A 20,448-nucleotide genomic window follows, 5' to 3' on the forward strand; every position below is an offset into this window, starting at 1 on the left:
TTATTTCTTCAAAGCAGGTAATATCTGCTGTAATATCGTTTGCTGAATGGCCTCCGCATCTGTAAGCATTAAAAGATGGCCGGCATTTTCGAACCAGAAAATACGCTTTTCAGGTGATTTCAACTGGTTGAAGTATAGTTCAGAAAGATAGGCATTTGTTTGCAGGTCTTTTCTGCCAAGAAAGAAATATACAGGGCACCTGAGTTGGGACGTGGTAGCCAGAAGACTTTGCCCGGTAGCGTCGTTCCAGGGTTTCAGCCAGGTATCGCACCACTTTTCCAGGTAAGTTTTTATCATGGCAGTATCCTTATCTTTAAACGGCATGCCCCAGTATTCGTTCATCCATTTCCGTGAGTAATACAAGTCCGCAGCATGACGGAAAGGTATTACCACACTGTTCAATTCTTTCAGCTCCTGTTTGTTGTTTGTGGCGATAGCATGCTTTTTCAGGGTATCAATCGCTATACGTTCACTGGTCATCTGGTCTACGACCGGACAAACCTGTAATAATGCCTTCACCATTTCAGGATGGTTCTTTGCCAGCTCAAAACCGGGAAGGGTACCCCAGGATTCTCCCATCACGTATATCTTATCCTGGTGAAATTTCTTCCTTAATAATTTAGCCAGCTCATAGGTGTCTTCATTGACGAGTTGGATGGAAACCGGAACAGGAGAGGCGTTTAGTTTTCTGGTAAGGCCAGTTTCGCGCTGGTCCCACATGATCACGCAAAATTGCGCTCTTAGCAGGCTAGATACTTTATCAGATTGTGGTATACGTGATTCCCCGGGGCCTCCGTGCAGAAATAACAGTACAGGGCCATCCCGCAGGCCATTAACAGCTATTACCTGTTTGATGCCATTAATCCGGAGTGTATCATAGTAATTTACCTGTTGGGAACGTGCAGTGTTAAATAATAAGCAACAGCCAATCAGTAAGAATAGGTTTCGCATGGTTAGTACAATGGTTTTGAAGGAATTTACAATATTTTGCCGGTCAATGCCAGGGGATAGGAAAAAAATACGGCTGAACATCAATACAGCACGCAGGACGTCGTATTGCTTGTTCAGCCGTATTTGATATACAGTACTTAAAATGCTTTATCAGAATTTTACATTCAGTTTCTCTGTGATGAGCTTTCCATCTTTGTAGTACTCGAAATACCAGTCGCCATTGTGTTTGAGCACAATACCTTTGTCGGTGCCGCTATCTGCGATGAAGTATTCAGCTGCGGTAGACTTGTATAATGTCAGCACAATTTTAGGCGATGTGTCAACCAGCTGATAACCATTTGCAGTTGCCTGGGCATATAAAGTTTTGCCATTGGTTTCTTTGTTGGTCATTTCAGCGGTTGCAGGTGCAGGCTGCATCGCTGCTGCCTGGGCTGGGGCTGGGGCAACTACCGGTGCGGCAGGTCTGGACTGAACGGCTACAGAAGGCTGTGGCGCCGTATAGGTGGTGCCATTATACTCATAATGCAGCGTATCGATAGAGGATAAAGCATCCCTCAGCGCCTCATTGTAAGAGGCTGCGTAGTCTTTCTCGCGGCTTTTGCCTTCTTTACTTTTAAAGAGAATGTTGCCCTGGCAATCCTTCAGAATAAACGTCAGATTGGTTACAAACAAGGCCTTGCGCTGAATTACATCGGCGGTAAGGGCACTGCAACGGTTGCCCGCCAGTTCAGTAGGCATTTCTTTGTTGTCGAGTACAGCACTAAACCCTTTCCCTCCCAGTACCATCTGGGTGGTGGAGTTAAGGCCATATTGATTTTCATCTTTCTGGAAACTGAATTTCTCAGGTACGATCACGTATTTGTAGTTATTTACCGTGTTTTGAGCGAATGCTGCAAATGGTACAAATAACAGGAACAATAATGTAAAACCTTTCATATAATTATATTACCGGGGCAAAATATACAAAATCCAATCGAAAAGCTATTTTTTATCTTGAAAGGTCTTTTTGTGACGGGCGGAGTAGGCTGGGTCAAAAGGTCTGTTTATTAAACAGACCTTTTGATATTTATTATTCAAAGAAGTTTACATCACCGGTTTCATTCACGCGGAGTATCATGGTCTCATTACCTTTGGACATTTCTATGAAATAATTGTCTTCATCCTCAAACAGAACACCATACAGCAGCATATCAGTATCGTTATATTCATTGTCATCGAAGAAGATGACCGTGCCAATACTATAATCAGGGTACTTCTTCAATATCCAGCGCTGTGCTTTTTCGGGAATATCTGCAAAGGATTTCACTTGTGTGGTACCTATCAGCTGACCGTCACTGTCGTAATAGGCTTCTTTGGCAACGCCATTTTGTTCGAATGATACTTCGTCCATGCTGTTGTATTTACTCCATGCCACGTTTGTTACATTATCGAAGTCTATATTGAAGGCTTCTTTAGAAAGATAGTTGATCTTTGGCCCTCTCAACTCCCGACGTTCTTCTCTTTCCAGTCGCTTTTCATGTCTATAGGAATTGTTAGAATTAGCGGCCAATGCATTCGCAGGGGTATTATTGCTGAATGCTACATCTGTTTGGGCGCTCGCAGCGAGTGCTGCCATCAACGCAACCGCTGACAGCATGACAACCTTTTTCATAGCATATTTTTTTGATGTTAACAGTAAGGCGTTTTGCAATCCAAAGATACCGTAGTATGCTATCACGAAAGTGTTATCTATCGTTAAACTATGCTAATGCCGCGCCTGGTAAACGCGAAATTAACATTCCTTTAATAGGAGTCGTTTCAGGTAGCCATACGAAGAAAAATGTGTAATAACGTAGACGTATATACGTAGTTATTTATGTAGAAGTACATGTGTCAGACAAAAAATAATAATAGTAGTAAGATGAGTTGTGAGGAGAGATACCCGTCAGGAGTATCTGTGTTTATAGCCGTCTTATTTGCAGAGATAGGCCGGAGTCCTGAATGGTTTACTGCTGCTATATTTCAGGCTGTTTTATTAAAAAGATTTACGCAATCGTTCCCGGCTACGATTACGTAAATATATTCTGCCAGAAGCGGGGTAGGCCATGATAAGTTTTATAATTTCTGTGAAAATCTTACGTTATGAAAAATTGTTTACTCACAGTTTTTTGCCTCCTCGTTGTTAACCTGGCAAAAAGCCAACAGGTACTGTACGTTTCTCCTTCAGGCAGTGCCAGTAACCCGGGCACTGTTATTGGCGCACCTACCACCCTCGAAAATGCCATCGCCACAGTAGCTGGCGGCGGTACCATTTATATGCGCGGCGGTACCTATAGTTACAGTACCACCGTTGTTATTGCGGATAATAACAACGGCAGCAGTGCTGCCAGGAAAAGTATTGTAGCCTACAACGCGGAAGTTCCGGTGCTGGATTTCAGCGGACAGACTACCGCAGATGCCAACAGGGGTATGGTACTTGATGGCGACTACTGGACCATCAGCGGAATTACCTTTAAAGGGGCGGGAGATAATGGTATGTTGTTATCCGGAAACAGCAACATTATCTCTAATTGCATCTTCACAAAAAACAGGGACTCGGGATTGCAGCTCAGTCGCTACAAAACCAGCAATGCTACACTGGCTACCTGGCCATCAGACAACCAGGTACTGAACTGTGAAGCATTCGATAACCAGGATCCTGGCAATGAAAATGCCGATGGTTTTGCAGCCAAACTTACCTGTGGCACGGGGAATGTTTTCAGGAACTGTATTTCTCATAATAATATCGATGATGGCTGGGATTTCTATGCGAAAACAGATACCGGTCCAATCGGTCCTGTTACACTGGAAAACTGTATTTCTTACAACAATGGCGTGCTTTCTTCCGGCGCTACTTCTGGCAGTGGCGATAAGAACGGTTTCAAACTGGGAGGTTCCGGCATTGCCGTGAATCATATCGTACGCAGGTGTATCGCCTTTGGAAATGGCCACCATGGCTTTACAGATAACGATAACCCCGGCAATATCGAAGTAACCAATAATACCAGTTACAACAATGCGGAGTCAAATTTCAATTTTCGTACCGGCAGTACCGCTACTTTCAGGAATAATATATCCCTGAGTGCCGGTTCCAGCGATAAAAGCAATGGTACAGAGGTTGGAAGTACAAATGTATGGTGGAAGAATAATGTCAGCACTAACAGTGGAAGCCTCGTTATCAGCAGTGCTGATTTTGTTACACTAACCCCTAATATTACACGGAGTGCAGATGGCACGCCGCAGCTGGGCAATTTCCTGGCATTGGCAGCAGGTAGCGATATGATCGATGCCGGTATCGCTACTACAGGTATCACCTATAACGGTGCAGCCCCGGATCTGGGAGCGAGGGAATATAGCGGTACCAGCACTACCACCTACACACTCGCCACCAGCATTACTCCTGCAGGTGCCGGAACAGTGAGCGCTTCTCCGGCTGGTGGCAGCTATGCCCCCGGAACGCTGGTAACTGTGACTGCAAGCCCTGCCTCGGGGTATACCTTCAGTGGCTGGAGTGGTAGCAGTACCGCAACTACTGCTGCTGTAAATATTACTATGGATGCTAACAAATCGCTGGTTGCCAATTTTTCCGCTACTGGCACTTCCGGTTATACCTTAACGACAAGCGCTTCTCCCGCTGCTGGCGGAAGTATCACCAGAAGTCCCAATGCAACGTCCTATGCCGCCGGTACGGTAGTTACGCTGACTGCCGTTCCGGCCACTGGCTATAGTTTCGCTGGCTGGAGTGGCAATGCAAGTGGTTCATCTATTGCTACTACTGTTACCATGAATAGTAACCTGAGTGTTACCGCTGGTTTTAGCAGTACTGGTACAGGAAGTACTTTGTTAATAGATGATGCAGCTACGGCTACCGGTGGCTATTGCAGCGCTGATGGAAGCAGACAGAATACTTATAGCGGCGCTTATGGCGGATACTATATTAATCTGTCCAACTCAGCTTCCAAGGGTGTAAACTACGCTGTCAATGTGCCTGCTGCGGGCTCCTATACGTTGCAGTGGCGCTATTCCAATGGTGGCAGCAGTGTTTCTACTACCGCCCGGGTGCTGGTTAATGGCAACATTGTGGTGAGCAATGTCCAGTTCCCCGTTACCAGTAGCTGGACAGACTGGAATACGACCGGATTGGTCAGTGTGAGTCTGGCTGCAGGAAATAACACCATTCGCCTGGAAACTACAGAAGCTAAAGAGTTTGCAGTTATTGACTGGTTACAGGTGGTAGGTGCTTCACCTGCTGCGGGTTCCTGTAGTGCTTCCCTGGCAGCGGTGAATAGTGCTGCTGTATCCATTGCCAGCGGTTATAGTAATGAAAATAATCTGTCCCATGCAATCAACGCCGCGGATGCAACGATCTATCCTAATCCAGCTTTGGGCGATGCCACGTTAAAATACAACAACCCTAAGGCGGGTATGGTATGGATTGGGCTGTATAGCAATACAGGTATATTACTGAAGCTGGTACAGAACAAGACCCTTCCTGCCGGCGTATATCAGGTGGCATTACCAGCTGCCGCTCTACCTGCTGGTAGCTATATGGTAAGGCTGATTATTAATAAGCAACCACAAAGTGTGCAGCTGATCAGGCAATAACAGATTAAGAGCTGGTTGTAAGGGACAAAACGGCTTCCGCTATTCCGCCCGGAATGTAGTTAGTTATTAATTTATGAGTAAAGTACTGGTCATATGGGAAGATACGCCTTCACCTGTTGTACAGAAGACCAGACTTTCACCTGTTCTGACCAGGATGTAGTTAAGTAAAAGATAGCTGGAGAATTCAATATGGGCTGACCAGGGAACTGGTCAGCCTTTTTGTAATTGATTGCAAGAGTTACACTGCAATTATTATTGAACCTATAATTTTATTGTGCTATTTTTTTACCAGTGTATAGGTCATTCTGTCGCCTTTGGTCAGCGCATTCTCTACATAATATACCAGCGTTTTACAATCATAACTGGCGACAGTGCCGGAAAGAATCCCGTCGCTGGTAAGTGTTTTGCCACTAACTGTCCAGGTGCCCTGTTCACTGCCTGAGGGGCTGCATACAGTACCCATATCATCATATTTATAGGTACCATTGCTGTTGAGCGTCAGCATATCATCCTTTTCACAGTCGTCCATGGCAGCGAGGAAATCCACAGGGGTAGTACTGGTAGGTGATTTATATTCCAGTCCGGTAAGGCGGTAGCTGCCAGACAGGCCGCTCATACTTACCTCACAGGAAGGCGTGGAGGATTCACTTTTTTCTTTCTTACAGGCGAACATGGTTCCGAAGGCAAGGGCCACAAATGCCCATTTGATAGTAGCTGTTTTCATACTTTTCGTTTGTTGGATAAAACTTGTGTTTGAAAATAGTACCCCTGTCAGCGGGCAGATGGTTGGGGGAAAAAGAAAAAAAATATTTTTTGTCATTTACCCAACCTTTGCGAAAAAATAGGGGTATTGGTATGTAGACAGCCTATGCCGGTGTATGGATTGTTAGCAGCGATAACTATATTTACCTCCGGGAAGGGGAAAAAATGAAAGTTTTGCTTATTATTTATACCGGTCAGGAATTTAAAGTGCTATTTAAAGGGAACAACTAAATGTTAAGGTTAATAAAGAATGCCACTGTAGCAGGATTAATGATGGGAGCCGCCGGAGTGACGGGTTGTGGAACTTCTATGAAACTATCGATCCCCACTACCTTTAAGGAACAGGCGACCATGGAACATGTCAATGGGGCCAGAGGGAATAAAATGCAGGTATCCGGTATCAGCACGTCGAAAATTAAAAGAGGAATACATCTTAGTTCCCCGGCACCCGGAAGAACACGGAATTTTTTCCTGGAGAACCTTTTCCTCAACCAGGTCGGGGGCCAGTTGTCAGAAACCATGCAGCAGGAAAAGGCCAAATTCAGCTATAGTATCTCAGATGGACAAACCACCTTGAATATCTATGCCCACGAAAAAGAATTAAACCGTAAAGTAGAATATGAAAGCGTCAAACCAAGAGATTTCCTGAGCGGCTTCGAAATACTTCAATACCACTCTTATGTGTTTTCTGCCATGATCACACCAGAAAACGGGAATGGTATTAACCACTGGGAATTACTGCTGTCCAATGTTTACGACAGGCAGGCCCTGCACGATAATAATCCCTTTGCATTCGCCGGCCAGGAAGACAGCGGCATCGCAACGGATGGCAGTGATACCATTTACCTTAAGCCACTTAGTATAAAAAAGACAGAACTCTCCAATGGAAAAGAAGGTAAACTGCCCTTCAAACTTTTTGCAGGATACGAACTCAGTACAAAAGACGGTGTTGTTGCTGTCGTTGACCTGATTGACAGAAATATCTGGTTCTATAAGGAGCTGGACGCCAGCGAAAGATTGAATATAAGCGCCATCGGAACCGCTATATTCGCCAGAAGGGTAAAAGACGCCAAATGGTAATCTGTCGGTAAATGACGAACACCCTTCCTGTAGAGGGTTGCATGGGTGCCATATAAAACCCGGCACCCGGTTAGCAGCCAACAGATATCTACCCATCTATGATATGATATAATATGCTAGGTTATGTGATGGACGCGAATGGATCAATAAATATTAAGCAGGACTATAAAAGAATAATAATACGTAATTAACCATACTCAGGTACTGGAACAGGATTTATACAATATTATTGTTGAATGCCGCACAGGTAAAAGGAAGGCACAGGAACAACTGTATCGTCAGTTGTACGGCTTTGCCATGGCAATCGCCATGCGCTACGCCGTCGACGAGCACGAAGCCGCCGATATCCTGGCCCATGCCTTTGTTAAAATGTTCCGTAGTATCCATACTTTTGACGAAACAAAAGGTAACGTACACGGATGGTTGAAACGTATCGTCATCAATGAAGCCCTGGATCATATCAAACAACGTAGTAAATTCGTCAGCCTTGAACTGGAAACCGTCGAAGAACCCGCCATCAATAATGAAGTAATAGAGAAATCCAATGCCGCAGCTATACTGGCATTAGTCCGGCAACTGCCACCCGCCACACATGCTGTATTCGTGCTATATGCCGTCGACGGGTACACGCATAAAGAAATAGCTGCCCGGTTGAATATCAGCGAAGGAACAAGTAAATGGCACCTGAGTGAGGCAAGAAAGTTACTACAGCAAAAACTGACCGCGGTAAAAACATAGTAGTAACACCACAACGACAATAAACAACAAGGATTTTATACCTGGATGAAGCAACAAATATTTAAGTAATAACTAACACCGATTAATACATAGTGAATAGTACCACACCATACGAAAAATTATTGGCCACCAAACTGGATCAAGTGCCTGTCCCTCATCTGGAGGACAGCATCTGGGCTAGTATTGGCGCCCAATTAGATGCTATGGTGGGTATCCCAGATCACCATCCCGATAGTACCCCTGATCATCATCCCGACGCAGGCCACAGCCACAATACCGATGCTGCACCGGATCATCATTCCGATGCTGCACCAGACCATACAGGTACAAATGCAGATCACCATCCTGACGGAGGTCATAACCATAATGCCGATACCGCGCCTGATCATCATCCTGATGCTGCACCTGACCATACAGGTACAAATGCAAATCATCATCCTGACGCAGGCCACAACCACAATGCCGATACTGCTACGGATCATCATCCTGATGCTACTCCTGATCATCCAGATGAAGGACCAGACCAGCAACCTGAAACCGCACCGGACAATGCAACGAACGCTACTCCCGGCAACCATCCTGCAACAACATTCCCCAAATCCTGGAGCTGGTACGGATTGGGAGGAATCGTTGCCATTACCGCTACCGTGTGGTTCTTTAATCTAAAACCCAATCAATCATCTAACCAAAAAATAACTATAGATACAACATTACAAATAGCTATTCCTGTACCAACGCCGGCACCTGATACCTTGCGGCAAACAGATACTATGCAAATCATGCCGCTAACTCCACAGACTCCACCAGTACCAATTCCTTCAGTTGATACTCCTGCAGTTAGTGATACCGTACCTGCCCCTGAATATGAATCAGGCCCCCAACGCGTGCTGCCACTATTTGTGCCAGACAGCGTACCCGCAAAAGCAGTACCGCCTGCAATACCCAATAATACACCAGCACCCGTAAAGCCCGCTCCGCCCAAACCCCGCGGCGTAAAAGGTATTACGGCTGATGACTATAAAATTTCTGTCAGTAAAGACTCTACCAAAGGGAATCAGTAAGCATAATGTTATCATCTAACGGTAATTGATAAACGATTCCGGCAAAACAATAACGTCTCCCCATATATTAATTTATTCTTAACCACACGCATATCAATGACGCTTTCTGCCTGAGTATTAACCCATAGCCTTCAACGTTATATATTTCCCTGTAACTGTTTTTTATTAATTAGTCCACTAAAACAGTAGACTTTGTGAAATTTATTGTATTATTGTACCGGCAGGCTTTCTCGCGACAGGGTAGGTCTACGTCTTTTTCATCCTCCATGCTGAACCCTTTTATGCGAACAACCAGAATTTACCATGATAAACAATTATTCCAACATGCAACATATTTGTCAGCCGACAATTTTCCGATGTTGAATCTGATCTGATCATAAAATAAAAAAGCCGGAACTGTTGGCGCAGTTCCGGCTGGCAAAAAAGGCTGTGGGACATTTTACAGTGCGGTATGATCATACCTGCACCGGCCTTATTTTTTAATACCAAAGTAAAGATAATGAAAATTGCTATTGCATGCAGTTTAGGACTGCTATTGCCCTATATCTCCATAGGTCAGCAGCCACAAAATCCAACTAACAAAAAACAGGAAGACATCATCCAGCACAACATTTCCCTGTCAGGAAAAGTAATTGATGCAAAAACTTCCCAACCGCTCGAAGGCGCTACCGTACATATCAAAGGTACAACGCACGAAGTGCAGACCAACCAGCAGGGCGACTTCTTCTTCCGGACAGGACAGAAAGTTCCCGTGGTATATATTATCTCCGTCATCGGGTACCAGCTGAAGGAAATTTATGTAGACAAAGCCAATGCAGGCAATATCCCGCTTTCCGAACTTACCCAGCAACTCAATGACGTAGTGGTGGTAGGCTACGGCACGCAGAAACGGCGCGATCTTACCAGCGCTATCTCTTCGGTGAAGGGAGCGGAGGTAACCAGCGTTCCGGTAGCCAGCTTCGATGCGCAGTTGCAGGGACGCGCGGCCGGCGTGCAAATCAACTCCAATACCGGTGTTCCCGGCGACGCCGTTTTTGTAAGGGTACGCGGTACTACTTCTATCAACGCGGATAATAATCCGCTTTATATTGTAGATGGTGTATTTATCAATAATACCAGCCTGCAATCAGTGAATACTGGTGGTCGCAGTACCTCTGTACTGGCGGATCTCAATCCTGCTGATATCGAAAATATTGAAGTGCTGAAAGATGCCAGCGCCACAGCGATTTACGGCTCCCGCGGCGCAAATGGTGTTATCATCATCACGACAAAACATGGTAGTTTCAATTCAAAACCAAAACTCAATGTAGATGTTTCCGGTGGCACTGCCTGGGCGCCGAAGCTCTGGGATCTCACCACGGGGCCCCAGCACGCCACCCTCATCAACGAGTTTTATACTAACTCACTCGCGGATGCCAAAGCTGCCGGGGATGCTGCGGGTATTGCGAAGTACAGCTACCTGCCTTTCCGCGCAAAAACGGATAACCCGAATGCAAGTCCCGCCCCACGTGGCCTCCCGTCTGAACAACAAACCTACGACCGCCTGGGCGAGGTTTTTCATAATGCCAGTCTGCAAAACTATAACCTATCGCTCTCCGGTGGCAATAAAGAAACAAAATACTATATGGGTGGCGGCTATTCCCGCCAGGGTTCTATCCTGCAACCAATGTGGTTCGATAGGGTGAGCTTCAAACTCAACCTGGACCAGCGTCTCAACGATCGTATCACGGTAGGTACCAGCAATAGCTTCTCCCGCAGTTACCGCAACCAGGGCCGCTCCGGTGATGGGCCGCAGGGAGGCCTCCTCCAGGCTGCGTTGCATACGCCTACCTATCTGCCGGAAGTGAATGCTGATGGTACACCTGCCCGCTGGGCGGGCTTCGATAACGTGCAGGTGCTTATCAATAACTATGATGTTAATACAACCAGCCTGCGTTATATAGGTAATATTTATGCAGATGCCAACATTCTGCCCGACCTGAAGTTTCGTACTACCTTCAGTCTCGACTATAACAACTATAACGAATCGGAATACTGGAATAATCTGACCCAGCTGGGAGCTGCACCCACCAACGGGCTCGCTACCTCTGCCATCACTTCCAATACGGCATGGATAAACGAACAGACATTATCCTACCGTAAACAGGTGGCTACCGGCCATTTCCTGGGCGTGCTCATAGGGAATACCATCCAGAGTAATACTATCGCGGTCACGTCCGCACAAGGCACCGGCTTCGCAAGTAATTCCTATAAGGATATATCGTCGGCGGCTATACGTACTTCCGGACAAACCTGGACGAAAGTAAACCTTGCGTCATTCTTCTCCCGCATCGACTACAACTATGCTGGTAAATATTACCTGGAAGCCAGCATCCGCGCGGATGGCTCTTCTAAATTCGGACAGGATAGCCGCTGGGGCTACTTCCCGGCTGTAGGCGCTTCCTGGCGTATCAAAGAAGAAAAATTCCTGAAAGATGATAACCGCATCAGCGACCTTAAAATCAGGGCTTCCTACGGTGTTACCGGCAACCAGGCCGGTATCGATAACTTCGCCTCTCAAGGCCTCTGGAGCGGTGGATGGGGGTACCCGGATGGTAGTACCGGCGATCAGCCGGGAACTGCGCCGCAACAGCTTTCCAATCAGCACCTCCAATGGGAAAGGACCAGCCAGGCCAATGCCGGTCTCGATCTTGGCCTCTTCGACGGCCGTATCAGCCTCACTGCCGACGTTTACTATAAATATACTTCCAATGTACTGCTACGCCTGCCAGTACAAGGCAGCACCGGCTTCAGCTCCTTCAATAGCAATGCCGGCGAAATCAGTAATAAAGGGTATGAACTGGGTATCAATTCGGTAAATATCACCAATAAAGATTTTACCTGGAATACCAATTTCAGTATCTCCGGAAATACCAACAGGATTGAAAAACTGCCGACGCCTATCTACCAGTATAACCGCGATTGGATTATCATGCAGCAGGGTGCCCCGATGTATTCCTTCTGGCTCTATAAACAATTAGGGGTAGATAGTAAAACGGGCGACGTGATATTTGAAGGTGCCCAGAATGGTAAATTGCCGGTGTCTGCCAGAAAGGTAATGGGCAATGCGATGCCTAAATTCTTCGGCGGTATCAGCAATACCTTCTCCTATAAAGGTTTTGACCTCAGTGTGCTGTTCTCTTATCAATATGGTAACAATGTTTATAACCTGAATAAATTCTTCGGGGAAGGTGGTGGTACCCGCGATGCCAACCGTGTGCTCTTTGCTGATCAGCTAAACCGCTGGCAGAAACCTGGCGATGTTACCGATGTACCCCGACTCACTGCCTATGGCCTCAACTATACGGTCGACCAGAACAGCCGCTTCCTCGAGGATGGCTCTTTCCTGCGCCTCAAAACGGTGACGCTCAGTTATACAGTGCCTAAGTCTGTCAGCCAGCACCTGCGTATTCATCAGCTGCGTGTATACGTGATCGGTAGTAACCTGTGGCTGCTGACCAAATACACCGGACCAGACCCGGAAGCAAACGTAACGTCTATTCAAACGGTACAGGGCCTGGATCTGGGCACGCCGCCACAACCACGCAGTGTACAGGCTGGTGTTAATCTCACGCTTTAATTTCAATCGCAAATGACCATGAAACGTTTTCTTATATATACCATCATCCTGTCTGCTGCTATGTGGATGGTTGCCTGCAATAAATTCCTGGATGTAACACCAAAGGATGCAGTGTCTGATGAATTGACGATAGTAGATAAAACCTCCGCCCAGACAGCTTTGCGGGGCACCTATCGTAAACTGGCTGCTGATGGTTACTATGGCAGCCTGTTCCAGACTTTCGGTTACCTGCCGGGTGATAATGTGCAATGGACAGGCTCCCAGTCTATAATACAGCAGTTTATTACGCACCAGATTTCTGCTGATAATGGCAACCTGGCCAGTGTATGGTCTGCTATTTATGCCACGATCAATAGCGCCAACCATGTGATTACCAAAGTCCCTACGGTAACGGATGCTACTTTCGCTACTGCCGACAGAAACCAGCTCATAGGCGAAGCGCTGTTTATCCGCGCGCTCTGCTTTTTCGACCTGGCCAGAACATGGGGAAATGTACAAATAACGTTAACGCCTACACTGGCAGTTACTGATAAAACCAATATAGCACAGAGCACACAGTCTGCCGTATACGACCAGGTGCTCACCGACCTCAACGCGGCGGAACAATTGTTGCAATTGCCTGGTGTTGCCAATCCTGTAAGGGTTAACCTGGAAACGGTATGGGCGCTGAAATCCCGTTATTACCTCTATCGTGGTCAGTGGGATAATGCTGCCGCCTATGCTGCCAAAGTACTGGCAGATAAGAATTTCTACCAGCTGCTGAAGCCATTCTCTTCTTTCTTTTCTCCTGCAAGTGCTATTGCTACCAAAGAATCAGTGTTTGAATTGTCGTACAGCGCTACCTATTCCAATGGCCATCGTAACTACTGGCAGCCCCCTGCAAATGGCGGTACCCGCCAATGGGCGCCTAACGATGCTTTCGTGGCACTGGTAAATAATGCTGCCATCGGCGGAAACAGGAACGTGTTGGTAGCTAAAACTTCAGCAGGACTCTGGTACGGCAACCTCTATTACAGAAGCCCGGCCACTGATCCGGCGTACATCATCCGAATCGCAGAGATTTATCTCGTATATGCGGAAGCGTTAGCTAATCAAAATAAATTGCTGGAAGCAGTAGTACCGCTGAACGCTGTCCGCGACAGAGCCGGACTGCCGCCAACAACAGCCACCACACAGGCTGATATACTCCTGGCTATCGAAAATGAAAGAAGAATTGAATTCGCCCTGGAACCTCACCGGTGGTTCGACCTCGTACGCACCAACAGGGCAGCAGCCGTGCTTGGGGTAACAGATCCTAAACAATATCTCTTCCCAATCCCGGCCCAGGAAATCGTTTTGTCTAACGGCAAACTCACGCAGAATCCGCAATGATCATCATAAATACAATCGTATGAATGCTTATTCTTCATCAGCTGAAACCCGCAGCTGGAAACATTTTGAGAAATTGTTGTTCAGAGTGGTATTTGTATATTTTTTATTGCAGATCTTTCCACTCGACACTGCCTTTTATAACACCTTATTTCACCTGGACTGGTCAAACATCCAGTACCAGGACATTTTCAATCTTGCACACTATGCCACGCATATTGGCGCCGGCCAGGCTACTTTTGCAGACTGGGGTATTCTCCTGCTGATAGCCCTGGTTGCCGCCGCTGTATGGACTTACACGGATAATAATCAAACGGATAATTATAACAGGCTGTGGTACTGGCTACGTGTATTCGCGCGCTACCGCCTGGCTTTAGCCGTGCTGGCATACGGCTTTATCAAATTTTTCCCGTTGCAGTCGCCATACCCATCTATCAGTAATTTAAATACAGCTTATGGTGATTTTAACCGCTGGAAGCTGTTTTCACTGAGTCTGGGTATTGTTCCCGGGTATGAATCCTTTCTGGGACTGGTAGAAATGCTGCTGGCGCTGTTACTGTTAAATAGAAGAACTGCCGGCATTGCGGCATTTCTCTTCCTGATTTTCGGCGGCAATGTATTCATGTCCAATATCGCGTATGAAGGTGGAGACACGGTATATAGTCTGTACCTCATTACCCTGGCCATGTTGATTTTCAGCTATGATGCCCTACGCGTATTCCGCTTGCTGATATTACAATTGCCAACAGCGGCAGGCCCTTTCAAACCTACATTTACCGGCAACTGGCGGAATGTAAGGCTTGGATTGAAGTCGCTTTTTATACTGCTGTTCATTGTGGTGTATGGCGTGAAAACCAGCAATGGCGCGAAGAATGATCCGTATCAGTTCCCTGCGGGGAAAGGCCTGCAAGGTCTTGCAGGGATTTATAATGTCAGCACTTTTGTGATCAATAAAGATACGCTTCCGTATGCTCCGAATGACTCCATCCGTTGGAAGGACGTGGTTTTTGAAGAATGGAATACACTCAGCATCCGCACAAATCAGCCGGTAACAATAGATGAAAATAACCGGCACCTTGTGCCTAAAGGAGACGAAGCACGTAATTACGAAGCGGAGGGTACCAATGCCAGACGCTATTACAGCTATAGGGCTGACACCCTGCAGGATCGTTTATTACTAACCAATAAGAACCCACATTACCCTGCTGATAGTATTGCATTGCAGCTGGTAAGAACAGGAGCGGACCAGCTGCGCCTTGCCGGACGCACGGCTGCCGGCGATTCCCTGTGGGTGGTATTGGATAAGCTGCCTAAGCAATACCTGCTCAAAGAAGCTGCCAGCGGCCGTACAAAGAAATTAAAACTCTAACTGCTAAATAATTGCCTTATGGCTCATTCTGCAACAACATTGACACCGTCACCGGAAACTGCCGCAGGCAAGCTGCCTCCGTTGCAGCCGCAGGCACCATGGAAGGCTTATCAGCGCCTGCTTTTCAGGATTGCCTTTATCTTCTTCATCGCTATCTCCATCCCCAATACACCGGAATGGTATACACAACTGATAGCGTTGAACTGGCTGCATCTCAACTACCGCGACCTGTATGATATCGCAAGGTTTGGTTCAGGTATCAACTTCTTCGGAAATACCATTTTCGGTTCTTCACTGCTGGGATATGCCAATTGGATCATCACTGCGCTGGTAGCCACAGCGGGAGGCTTGCTATGGACACTCGTCGCGTATATACGAAAATCTCCGCGCCAGGAATATACGACCTTGTACTACTGGCTGCGTGTAGTCGTTCGGTATAGGGCAGGCATTGGCATCATCGGGTTTGGCTTTACAAAGCTGCTGCCGGTGCAAATGCCATATCCATCACTCGGACTGCTGAATACCAATTTCGGAGATTTTACCGCACAGAAAATATACTGGCTCTCCATCGGTATTGTACCATGGTACCAGGTATTTGCGGGTGTGGTAGAAGTTACCGCAGGTACATTATTGTTTTTCAGGAAGACGACCACCCTGGGCGCGATACTGTTATTTGCAGCCCTTGGCGATATCGTATACGTGAATTTTGCCTATGATGGCGGCGTTCATGTATACAGCAGCTACTTTGTGCTGCTGGCAGCATTTCTCCTGATAGCAGATGTACCCAATATTGTGCGTTTATTAATTCAGGAGAGATTTACCAGCCCTGTACACTTTTACCCAACCCTCTCCCGTGCGGCAAACATCGGCAGGATATCGCTGAAATCCTTTACCATCTTCCTGTTTCTGTTCGTACTGTTTTATCTGCAATTGATAAACTTCCTGTACGATCCCTATAAACAGCCTGCTGTGGCGGGTGTGAAGGAATTACGTGGTAATTATAATGTGACAGAATTCCGTATCAACGGTACACTGCTGCCTTACAATCCACTGGATACCATTCGCTGGCAGGAAGCTACTTTTGAAGACTGGTCTACCTTTACGTTCAGGGTCAATAAACCGCATAAGCTGGACCTCAGCAATGGCGGCGGTGATCCGCAGCGGGATGTAAACAGGACCTTCGAAATCACAGGTGTGGCTGGCGGACAAAGGGCCTTTCACTATTATGCAGATGAAATAAATCATACCCTCTACCTGGAAGATAAATACAAGGATATCCCGGATAGAAGAAATAAAACCGCTGGTGTTGGGGGAGATGGCGGTACCGACTTCAATCTCGGTACTGGCCTGCCTGCCAGGGATACCATTGCGGATAACAGTCAGCATGATAACTGGATACCTGCAGCAGCACGCAAAAACATTGGCGACGAATCCCTGAAAATAGATCCCCGTGCACTCACTGCCCGCCGGGCAAGAGATTACGCCGCCACACCTAAAAAAGAAAAAAGAAAACGTTTTGTGGTGAGCTACCAGACAGCCGACGGTAATAAAATTATTCTCTCCGGTAAAGATGAAGATAAGAATGATATCTATGTAGTGCTGGAGCGGGCAGACAGGCATTATGCCCTGACAACTCCCGGGCTTATGGCCGGAAAATATTAACGTGTATGTATAAACGAATTATTTTTTCTGCTGCCATATTCATCGCTGCCTGCCATAGTGCTTCGGAAAAGCCTGCGCACTATGGGTTCGGGCGCTCTGCCACACAACATGAAATTGATTCGCAGAATATTTCCATCGCCACAGACGGAAAAGGACTCCCGCCAGGCGCAGGAAAGGTATCCGCCGGCAGAATAATATTTATTGCAAGATGTGCACCATGCCATGGTCCTACAGGTACAGAGGTGCCAGAAAATAGGTTGGTGGCGCCATTCGGAGATACAGCCCATGTAAAGGCCATCGGTAATTACTGGCCATATGCGACCACCTTGTTCGATTATATCCGCCGCGCCATGCCTTTCAATGCGCCTGGTTCATTGACCAATGAAGAAGTTTATCACCTGACAGCATTCCTGCTTTATAGCAATAAAATTATTGACAGTACCACTATCGTCAACGCACATACGCTGCCGGCCATCGTCATGCCGGCTAAGAAAATGTTTGTAGACGATGATCGAAGGGGTGGACATGAAGTACGTTAAAATCGGTTGATCAGCGATGGAGAAAGATAAATTACCAAGAAGAACACTATTAAGAGCTGCCGCCGTTACCGCGCTGGGGGCCATTATTCCCGGTGCAGCAGCCCGGCAGGCCAATGACCCGGCTACCGCCGACCCTACAAAAACGCCTGGCGCTCCGGTTGGTAAGGTAGGCACCAGGTCTCCTTACGAACAGCTACAGAAGAAAGCGTCCGATATCTCTGCAAGGGCGCCGCTACAGGATTTTTACGGTATCATCACCCCGTCGGACCTTCATTTCGAACGGAGCCACAACGGTGTACCTGCCATCCATCCAGATAAGTACGAACTACTCATTCATGGTATGGTGGAAAGGCCCATGGTATTCACCCTCCGCGACCTGAAGCGGTTTCCGGCATTGTCACGCATTGCTTTTATAGAATGTAGTGGTAACTTCAGAACAGGAAAGGAAACGATGACACCGCAGGAAATATGCGGCCTCACCAGTCAGAGTGAGTGGACAGGCGTCATGCTCAGTACACTCTTCAGAGAAGTAGGCGTGCACCCAAAGGCAACCTGGTTCCTGGCCGAAGGCTCCGATGCCGCCGTCATGACACGCAGCATCCCTGTAAGCAAAGGCTGGAGCGACGCCATGATCGCCTACGGACAGAACGGAGAAGCAATCAGGCCCGAGCAAGGCTACCCGGCACGGCTTTTTCTTCCCGGCTGGGAAGGAAATACCAACGTGAAATGGATACGCCGTATAGAGCTGACCGATAAGCCTTTCATGACGCGGGAGGAAACATCCAAATACACAGAAACGATCAAAGGCGGGAAAATAAGGCAGTTCAGCTTCGATATGGATGCCCGTTCCATCATCACCTATCCTGCCTTTCCGCAGCAGGTAGAAAGAGGCTGGATAGAAATTCGTGGCATCGCATGGAGCGGCCGCGGAAAAATTGAGCGGGTGGAAATAAGTACCGATGCCGGCAGGCACTGGCAGCCGGCCACCCTGCAGGAACCCGTGCTTGACAAGGCGCATACCTTGTTTCGTTATGGCTGGAAATGGGACGGACAAAATACCGAAATTATGAGTCGCGCTGTGGACAACACCGGCTATGTACAGCCTTTTCTGCGCGAGCTGGTGGCTGCACGCGGCAGGGACATGGGCGGCTATCACGTAAATCCGGTCACTTCCTGGCTCATCCAGCGCGATGGCAAAGTCTTGTTTAAACCAGAAAAATTCAAATGAGTAAAGCAGCGTTTACATATGATGCAATAGTAGTAGGAGCGGGGCCTAACGGACTCGCAGCCGCTATTACCCTGCAGCAGCACGGCCTGAAGGTATTGGTGCTGGAAGCAAAAGACACGGTTGGTGGGGGCACCAGAACGCAGGAACTCACCCTGCCGGGCTTTCACCACGATGTATGTTCGGCGATCCACCCGATGGCGGTGATGTCGCCATTCTTCAAATCCTTACCCCTGAAGGATTTTGGCCTGGAGCTAATTTACCCGGAAGTAGCAGCGGCACATCCTTTTGATGATGGTAGCGCCGCCGTATTGCTACACGGTCTGGAGGAAACAGCGCACGGACTCGGCATAGACGCTACCGCTTATCAAAAACTGGTGCAGCCACTGGTCCACGACTGGTCATTGCTTGCCGATGAGATCCTTTCTCCGCTTGGCTTCCCGCGGCATCCGATGAAAATGGCCAGGTTCGGGTTGTCGGCGATGCAGTCTGCCGCCAGTATAGCAAAGCGTTTCAGGACCCGTGAAGCCCGTGGCCTCTGGGCAGGACTGGCAGCCCATTCCATGCTGCCACTGACCTCAATGAGCAGTGCGGCCATCGCTTTGGTACTCGGTGCTGCCGGACATATCGCCGGATGGCCGCTGGTAAAAAATGGCTCTCATCAAATAAGTAATGCATTATCAGCATATTTTATTAGCTTAGGCGGAGAGATTGAAACAGGCGTAACAGTGAATAATATAGACAACCTGCCTGCTTCACGTGTCGTACTTTTTGATACAAGCCCGAAACAGTTACTCAGTATTGCGGGAATACGTTTCCCGGCCAGGTATGCCGCTCAGTTGAGGCGTTACCGTTATGGCCCCGGCGTATTTAAAGTAGACTGGGCACTGGAAGGCCCCGTGCCGTTTGAAAATGAAAAATGCAGAAAGGCTGGTACCGTGCATCTCGGAAATACCTTTGAAGAAGTGGCCGCTGCCGAAGCATTGTGCTGGCAGGGAAAAACCGCTGAAAAACCTTTTGTACTGCTGGCGCAACAGAGTGTGTTCGATGATACCCGCGCCCCTGAAGGGTACCATACAGTTTGGGGTTACTGTCATGTTCCGAATGGTTCCACGGCGGATATGACAGAGCTCATAGAAAATCAGGTAGAACGTTTTGCACCGGGATTCAAAAAAAGAATTGTCGCACGCCATACCATGGGCCCTGCGGCTATGCAAAGCTACAACCAGAATTATATTGGTGGCGACATCAACGGAGGGGCAATCGACATCCGGCAGCTGTTTACCAGGCCGGTGACGAGCCTGACACCTTATCGTACTGCAGCAGCAGGCATTTATATCTGCTCTGCTTCTACGCCGCCAGGTGGTGGCGTACATGGCATGTGCGGCTTCAACGCTGCCCGCCAGGTACTGAAAGATCTCCGCATCGCCTGAACAAATCAGTGTCTTTTA

At 47.6% G+C, this 20,448-nt stretch carries 15 protein-coding genes; 11 read left to right on the forward strand and 4 right to left on the reverse strand.

From position 1 onward, the window contains the following. From F3J22_RS20930 to F3J22_RS20940, 3 genes are all read right to left on the reverse strand, one after another. Positions 1-951: an alpha/beta fold hydrolase gene (locus F3J22_RS20930; RefSeq protein ID WP_167019879.1), complete on the reverse strand. Its 951-nt coding sequence runs from the start codon at positions 949-951 to the stop codon at positions 1-3. A gap of 150 nt (positions 952-1,101) precedes the next feature. Further along, a complete protein-coding gene (locus tag F3J22_RS20935) occupies positions 1,102-1,887 on the reverse strand; it encodes a hypothetical protein (protein WP_167019880.1) in 786 nt (261 codons plus the stop codon). A 133-nt stretch (positions 1,888-2,020) separates the two neighbouring features. Beyond that, a complete protein-coding gene (locus tag F3J22_RS20940) occupies positions 2,021-2,602 on the reverse strand; it encodes a hypothetical protein (RefSeq protein WP_167019881.1) in 582 nt (193 codons plus the stop codon). A gap of 470 nt (positions 2,603-3,072) precedes the next feature. On the opposite strand from F3J22_RS20940, the gene F3J22_RS20945 reads away from it, so the two are divergent. Beyond that, the gene (locus F3J22_RS20945) at positions 3,073-5,574 is read left to right on the forward strand and encodes a right-handed parallel beta-helix repeat-containing protein (protein ID WP_167019882.1); all 2,502 of its coding nucleotides are present in this window, start codon (positions 3,073-3,075) and stop codon (positions 5,572-5,574) included. A gap of 277 nt (positions 5,575-5,851) precedes the next feature. Here the strand turns inward: F3J22_RS20945 and F3J22_RS20950 are convergent, their stop codons facing one another. Continuing rightward, positions 5,852-6,298, reverse strand: coding sequence for a lipocalin family protein (locus tag F3J22_RS20950; protein WP_167019883.1), 447 nt, complete (start codon positions 6,296-6,298; stop codon positions 5,852-5,854). A gap of 269 nt (positions 6,299-6,567) precedes the next feature. Here F3J22_RS20950 and F3J22_RS20955 point away from each other — a divergent pair, with 269 nt between their 5' ends. The 10 genes from F3J22_RS20955 (at position 6,568) to F3J22_RS21000 (ending at position 20,430) form a co-directional block, all read left to right on the forward strand. Further along, positions 6,568-7,416: a hypothetical protein gene (locus tag F3J22_RS20955; RefSeq protein ID WP_167019884.1), complete on the forward strand. Its 849-nt coding sequence runs from the start codon at positions 6,568-6,570 to the stop codon at positions 7,414-7,416. A 204-nt stretch (positions 7,417-7,620) separates the two neighbouring features. Continuing rightward, positions 7,621-8,154: an RNA polymerase sigma factor gene (locus tag F3J22_RS20960; RefSeq protein WP_167020763.1), complete on the forward strand. Its 534-nt coding sequence runs from the start codon at positions 7,621-7,623 to the stop codon at positions 8,152-8,154. A 92-nt stretch (positions 8,155-8,246) separates the two neighbouring features. Next, a complete protein-coding gene (locus F3J22_RS20965) occupies positions 8,247-9,215 on the forward strand; it encodes a hypothetical protein (RefSeq protein ID WP_167019885.1) in 969 nt (322 codons plus the stop codon). 499 nt (positions 9,216-9,714) lie between these two features. Then, complete coding sequence (locus F3J22_RS20970) at positions 9,715-12,834, forward strand: TonB-dependent receptor (protein WP_240155138.1); 3,120 nt, start codon at positions 9,715-9,717, stop codon at positions 12,832-12,834. 18 nt (positions 12,835-12,852) lie between these two features. After that, positions 12,853-14,205: a RagB/SusD family nutrient uptake outer membrane protein gene (locus F3J22_RS20975; RefSeq protein ID WP_167019887.1), complete on the forward strand. Its 1,353-nt coding sequence runs from the start codon at positions 12,853-12,855 to the stop codon at positions 14,203-14,205. A gap of 19 nt (positions 14,206-14,224) precedes the next feature. Next, the gene (locus tag F3J22_RS20980; protein ID WP_167019888.1) at positions 14,225-15,571 is read left to right on the forward strand and encodes a DoxX family protein; all 1,347 of its coding nucleotides are present in this window, start codon (positions 14,225-14,227) and stop codon (positions 15,569-15,571) included. A gap of 18 nt (positions 15,572-15,589) precedes the next feature. Continuing rightward, entirely contained in the window at positions 15,590-17,233 is a 1,644-nt protein-coding gene (locus F3J22_RS20985) for a hypothetical protein (protein ID WP_205195487.1), read from the forward strand. A 5-nt stretch (positions 17,234-17,238) separates the two neighbouring features. Beyond that, positions 17,239-17,772 carry a c-type cytochrome gene (locus tag F3J22_RS20990; RefSeq protein WP_167019889.1) on the forward strand — a complete coding sequence of 178 codons (534 nt, stop codon included), beginning with the start codon at positions 17,239-17,241 and terminating at the stop codon, positions 17,770-17,772. A 16-nt stretch (positions 17,773-17,788) separates the two neighbouring features. Then, positions 17,789-19,000: a sulfite dehydrogenase gene (gene soxC / locus F3J22_RS20995; RefSeq protein ID WP_167019890.1), complete on the forward strand. Its 1,212-nt coding sequence runs from the start codon at positions 17,789-17,791 to the stop codon at positions 18,998-19,000. Beyond that, the gene (locus F3J22_RS21000; protein WP_167019891.1) at positions 18,997-20,430 is read left to right on the forward strand and encodes an NAD(P)/FAD-dependent oxidoreductase; all 1,434 of its coding nucleotides are present in this window, start codon (positions 18,997-18,999) and stop codon (positions 20,428-20,430) included. The genes soxC and F3J22_RS21000 overlap by 4 nt, the downstream gene beginning before the upstream one ends. The last annotated feature ends 18 nt before the right edge of the window (positions 20,431-20,448 follow it).

It is taken from the genome of Chitinophaga sp. Cy-1792 (assembly GCF_011752935.1).
In the GTDB taxonomy this organism is placed as follows: domain Bacteria; phylum Bacteroidota; class Bacteroidia; order Chitinophagales; family Chitinophagaceae; genus Chitinophaga.

What these genes read in the sequence shown, in the direction of transcription:
- F3J22_RS20930 (WP_167019879.1), bottom strand. Translation starts at nt 951, where the DNA reads ATGCGAAACCTATTCTTACTGATTGGCTGTTGCTTATTATTTAACACT.
- F3J22_RS20935 (WP_167019880.1), bottom strand. Translation starts at nt 1,887, where the DNA reads ATGAAAGGTTTTACATTATTGTTCCTGTTATTTGTACCATTTGCAGCA.
- F3J22_RS20940 (WP_167019881.1), bottom strand. Translation starts at nt 2,602, where the DNA reads ATGAAAAAGGTTGTCATGCTGTCAGCGGTTGCGTTGATGGCAGCACTC.
- F3J22_RS20945 (WP_167019882.1), top strand. Translation starts at nt 3,073, where the DNA reads ATGAAAAATTGTTTACTCACAGTTTTTTGCCTCCTCGTTGTTAACCTG.
- F3J22_RS20950 (WP_167019883.1), bottom strand. Translation starts at nt 6,298, where the DNA reads ATGAAAACAGCTACTATCAAATGGGCATTTGTGGCCCTTGCCTTCGGA.
- F3J22_RS20955 (WP_167019884.1), top strand. Translation starts at nt 6,568, where the DNA reads ATGTTAAGGTTAATAAAGAATGCCACTGTAGCAGGATTAATGATGGGA.
- F3J22_RS20970 (WP_240155138.1), top strand. Translation starts at nt 9,715, where the DNA reads ATGAAAATTGCTATTGCATGCAGTTTAGGACTGCTATTGCCCTATATC.
- F3J22_RS20975 (WP_167019887.1), top strand. Translation starts at nt 12,853, where the DNA reads ATGAAACGTTTTCTTATATATACCATCATCCTGTCTGCTGCTATGTGG.
- F3J22_RS20980 (WP_167019888.1), top strand. Translation starts at nt 14,225, where the DNA reads ATGAATGCTTATTCTTCATCAGCTGAAACCCGCAGCTGGAAACATTTT.
- F3J22_RS20985 (WP_205195487.1), top strand. Translation starts at nt 15,590, where the DNA reads ATGGCTCATTCTGCAACAACATTGACACCGTCACCGGAAACTGCCGCA.
- F3J22_RS20990 (WP_167019889.1), top strand. Translation starts at nt 17,239, where the DNA reads ATGTATAAACGAATTATTTTTTCTGCTGCCATATTCATCGCTGCCTGC.
- soxC (WP_167019890.1), top strand. Translation starts at nt 17,789, where the DNA reads ATGGAGAAAGATAAATTACCAAGAAGAACACTATTAAGAGCTGCCGCC.
- F3J22_RS21000 (WP_167019891.1), top strand. Translation starts at nt 18,997, where the DNA reads ATGAGTAAAGCAGCGTTTACATATGATGCAATAGTAGTAGGAGCGGGG.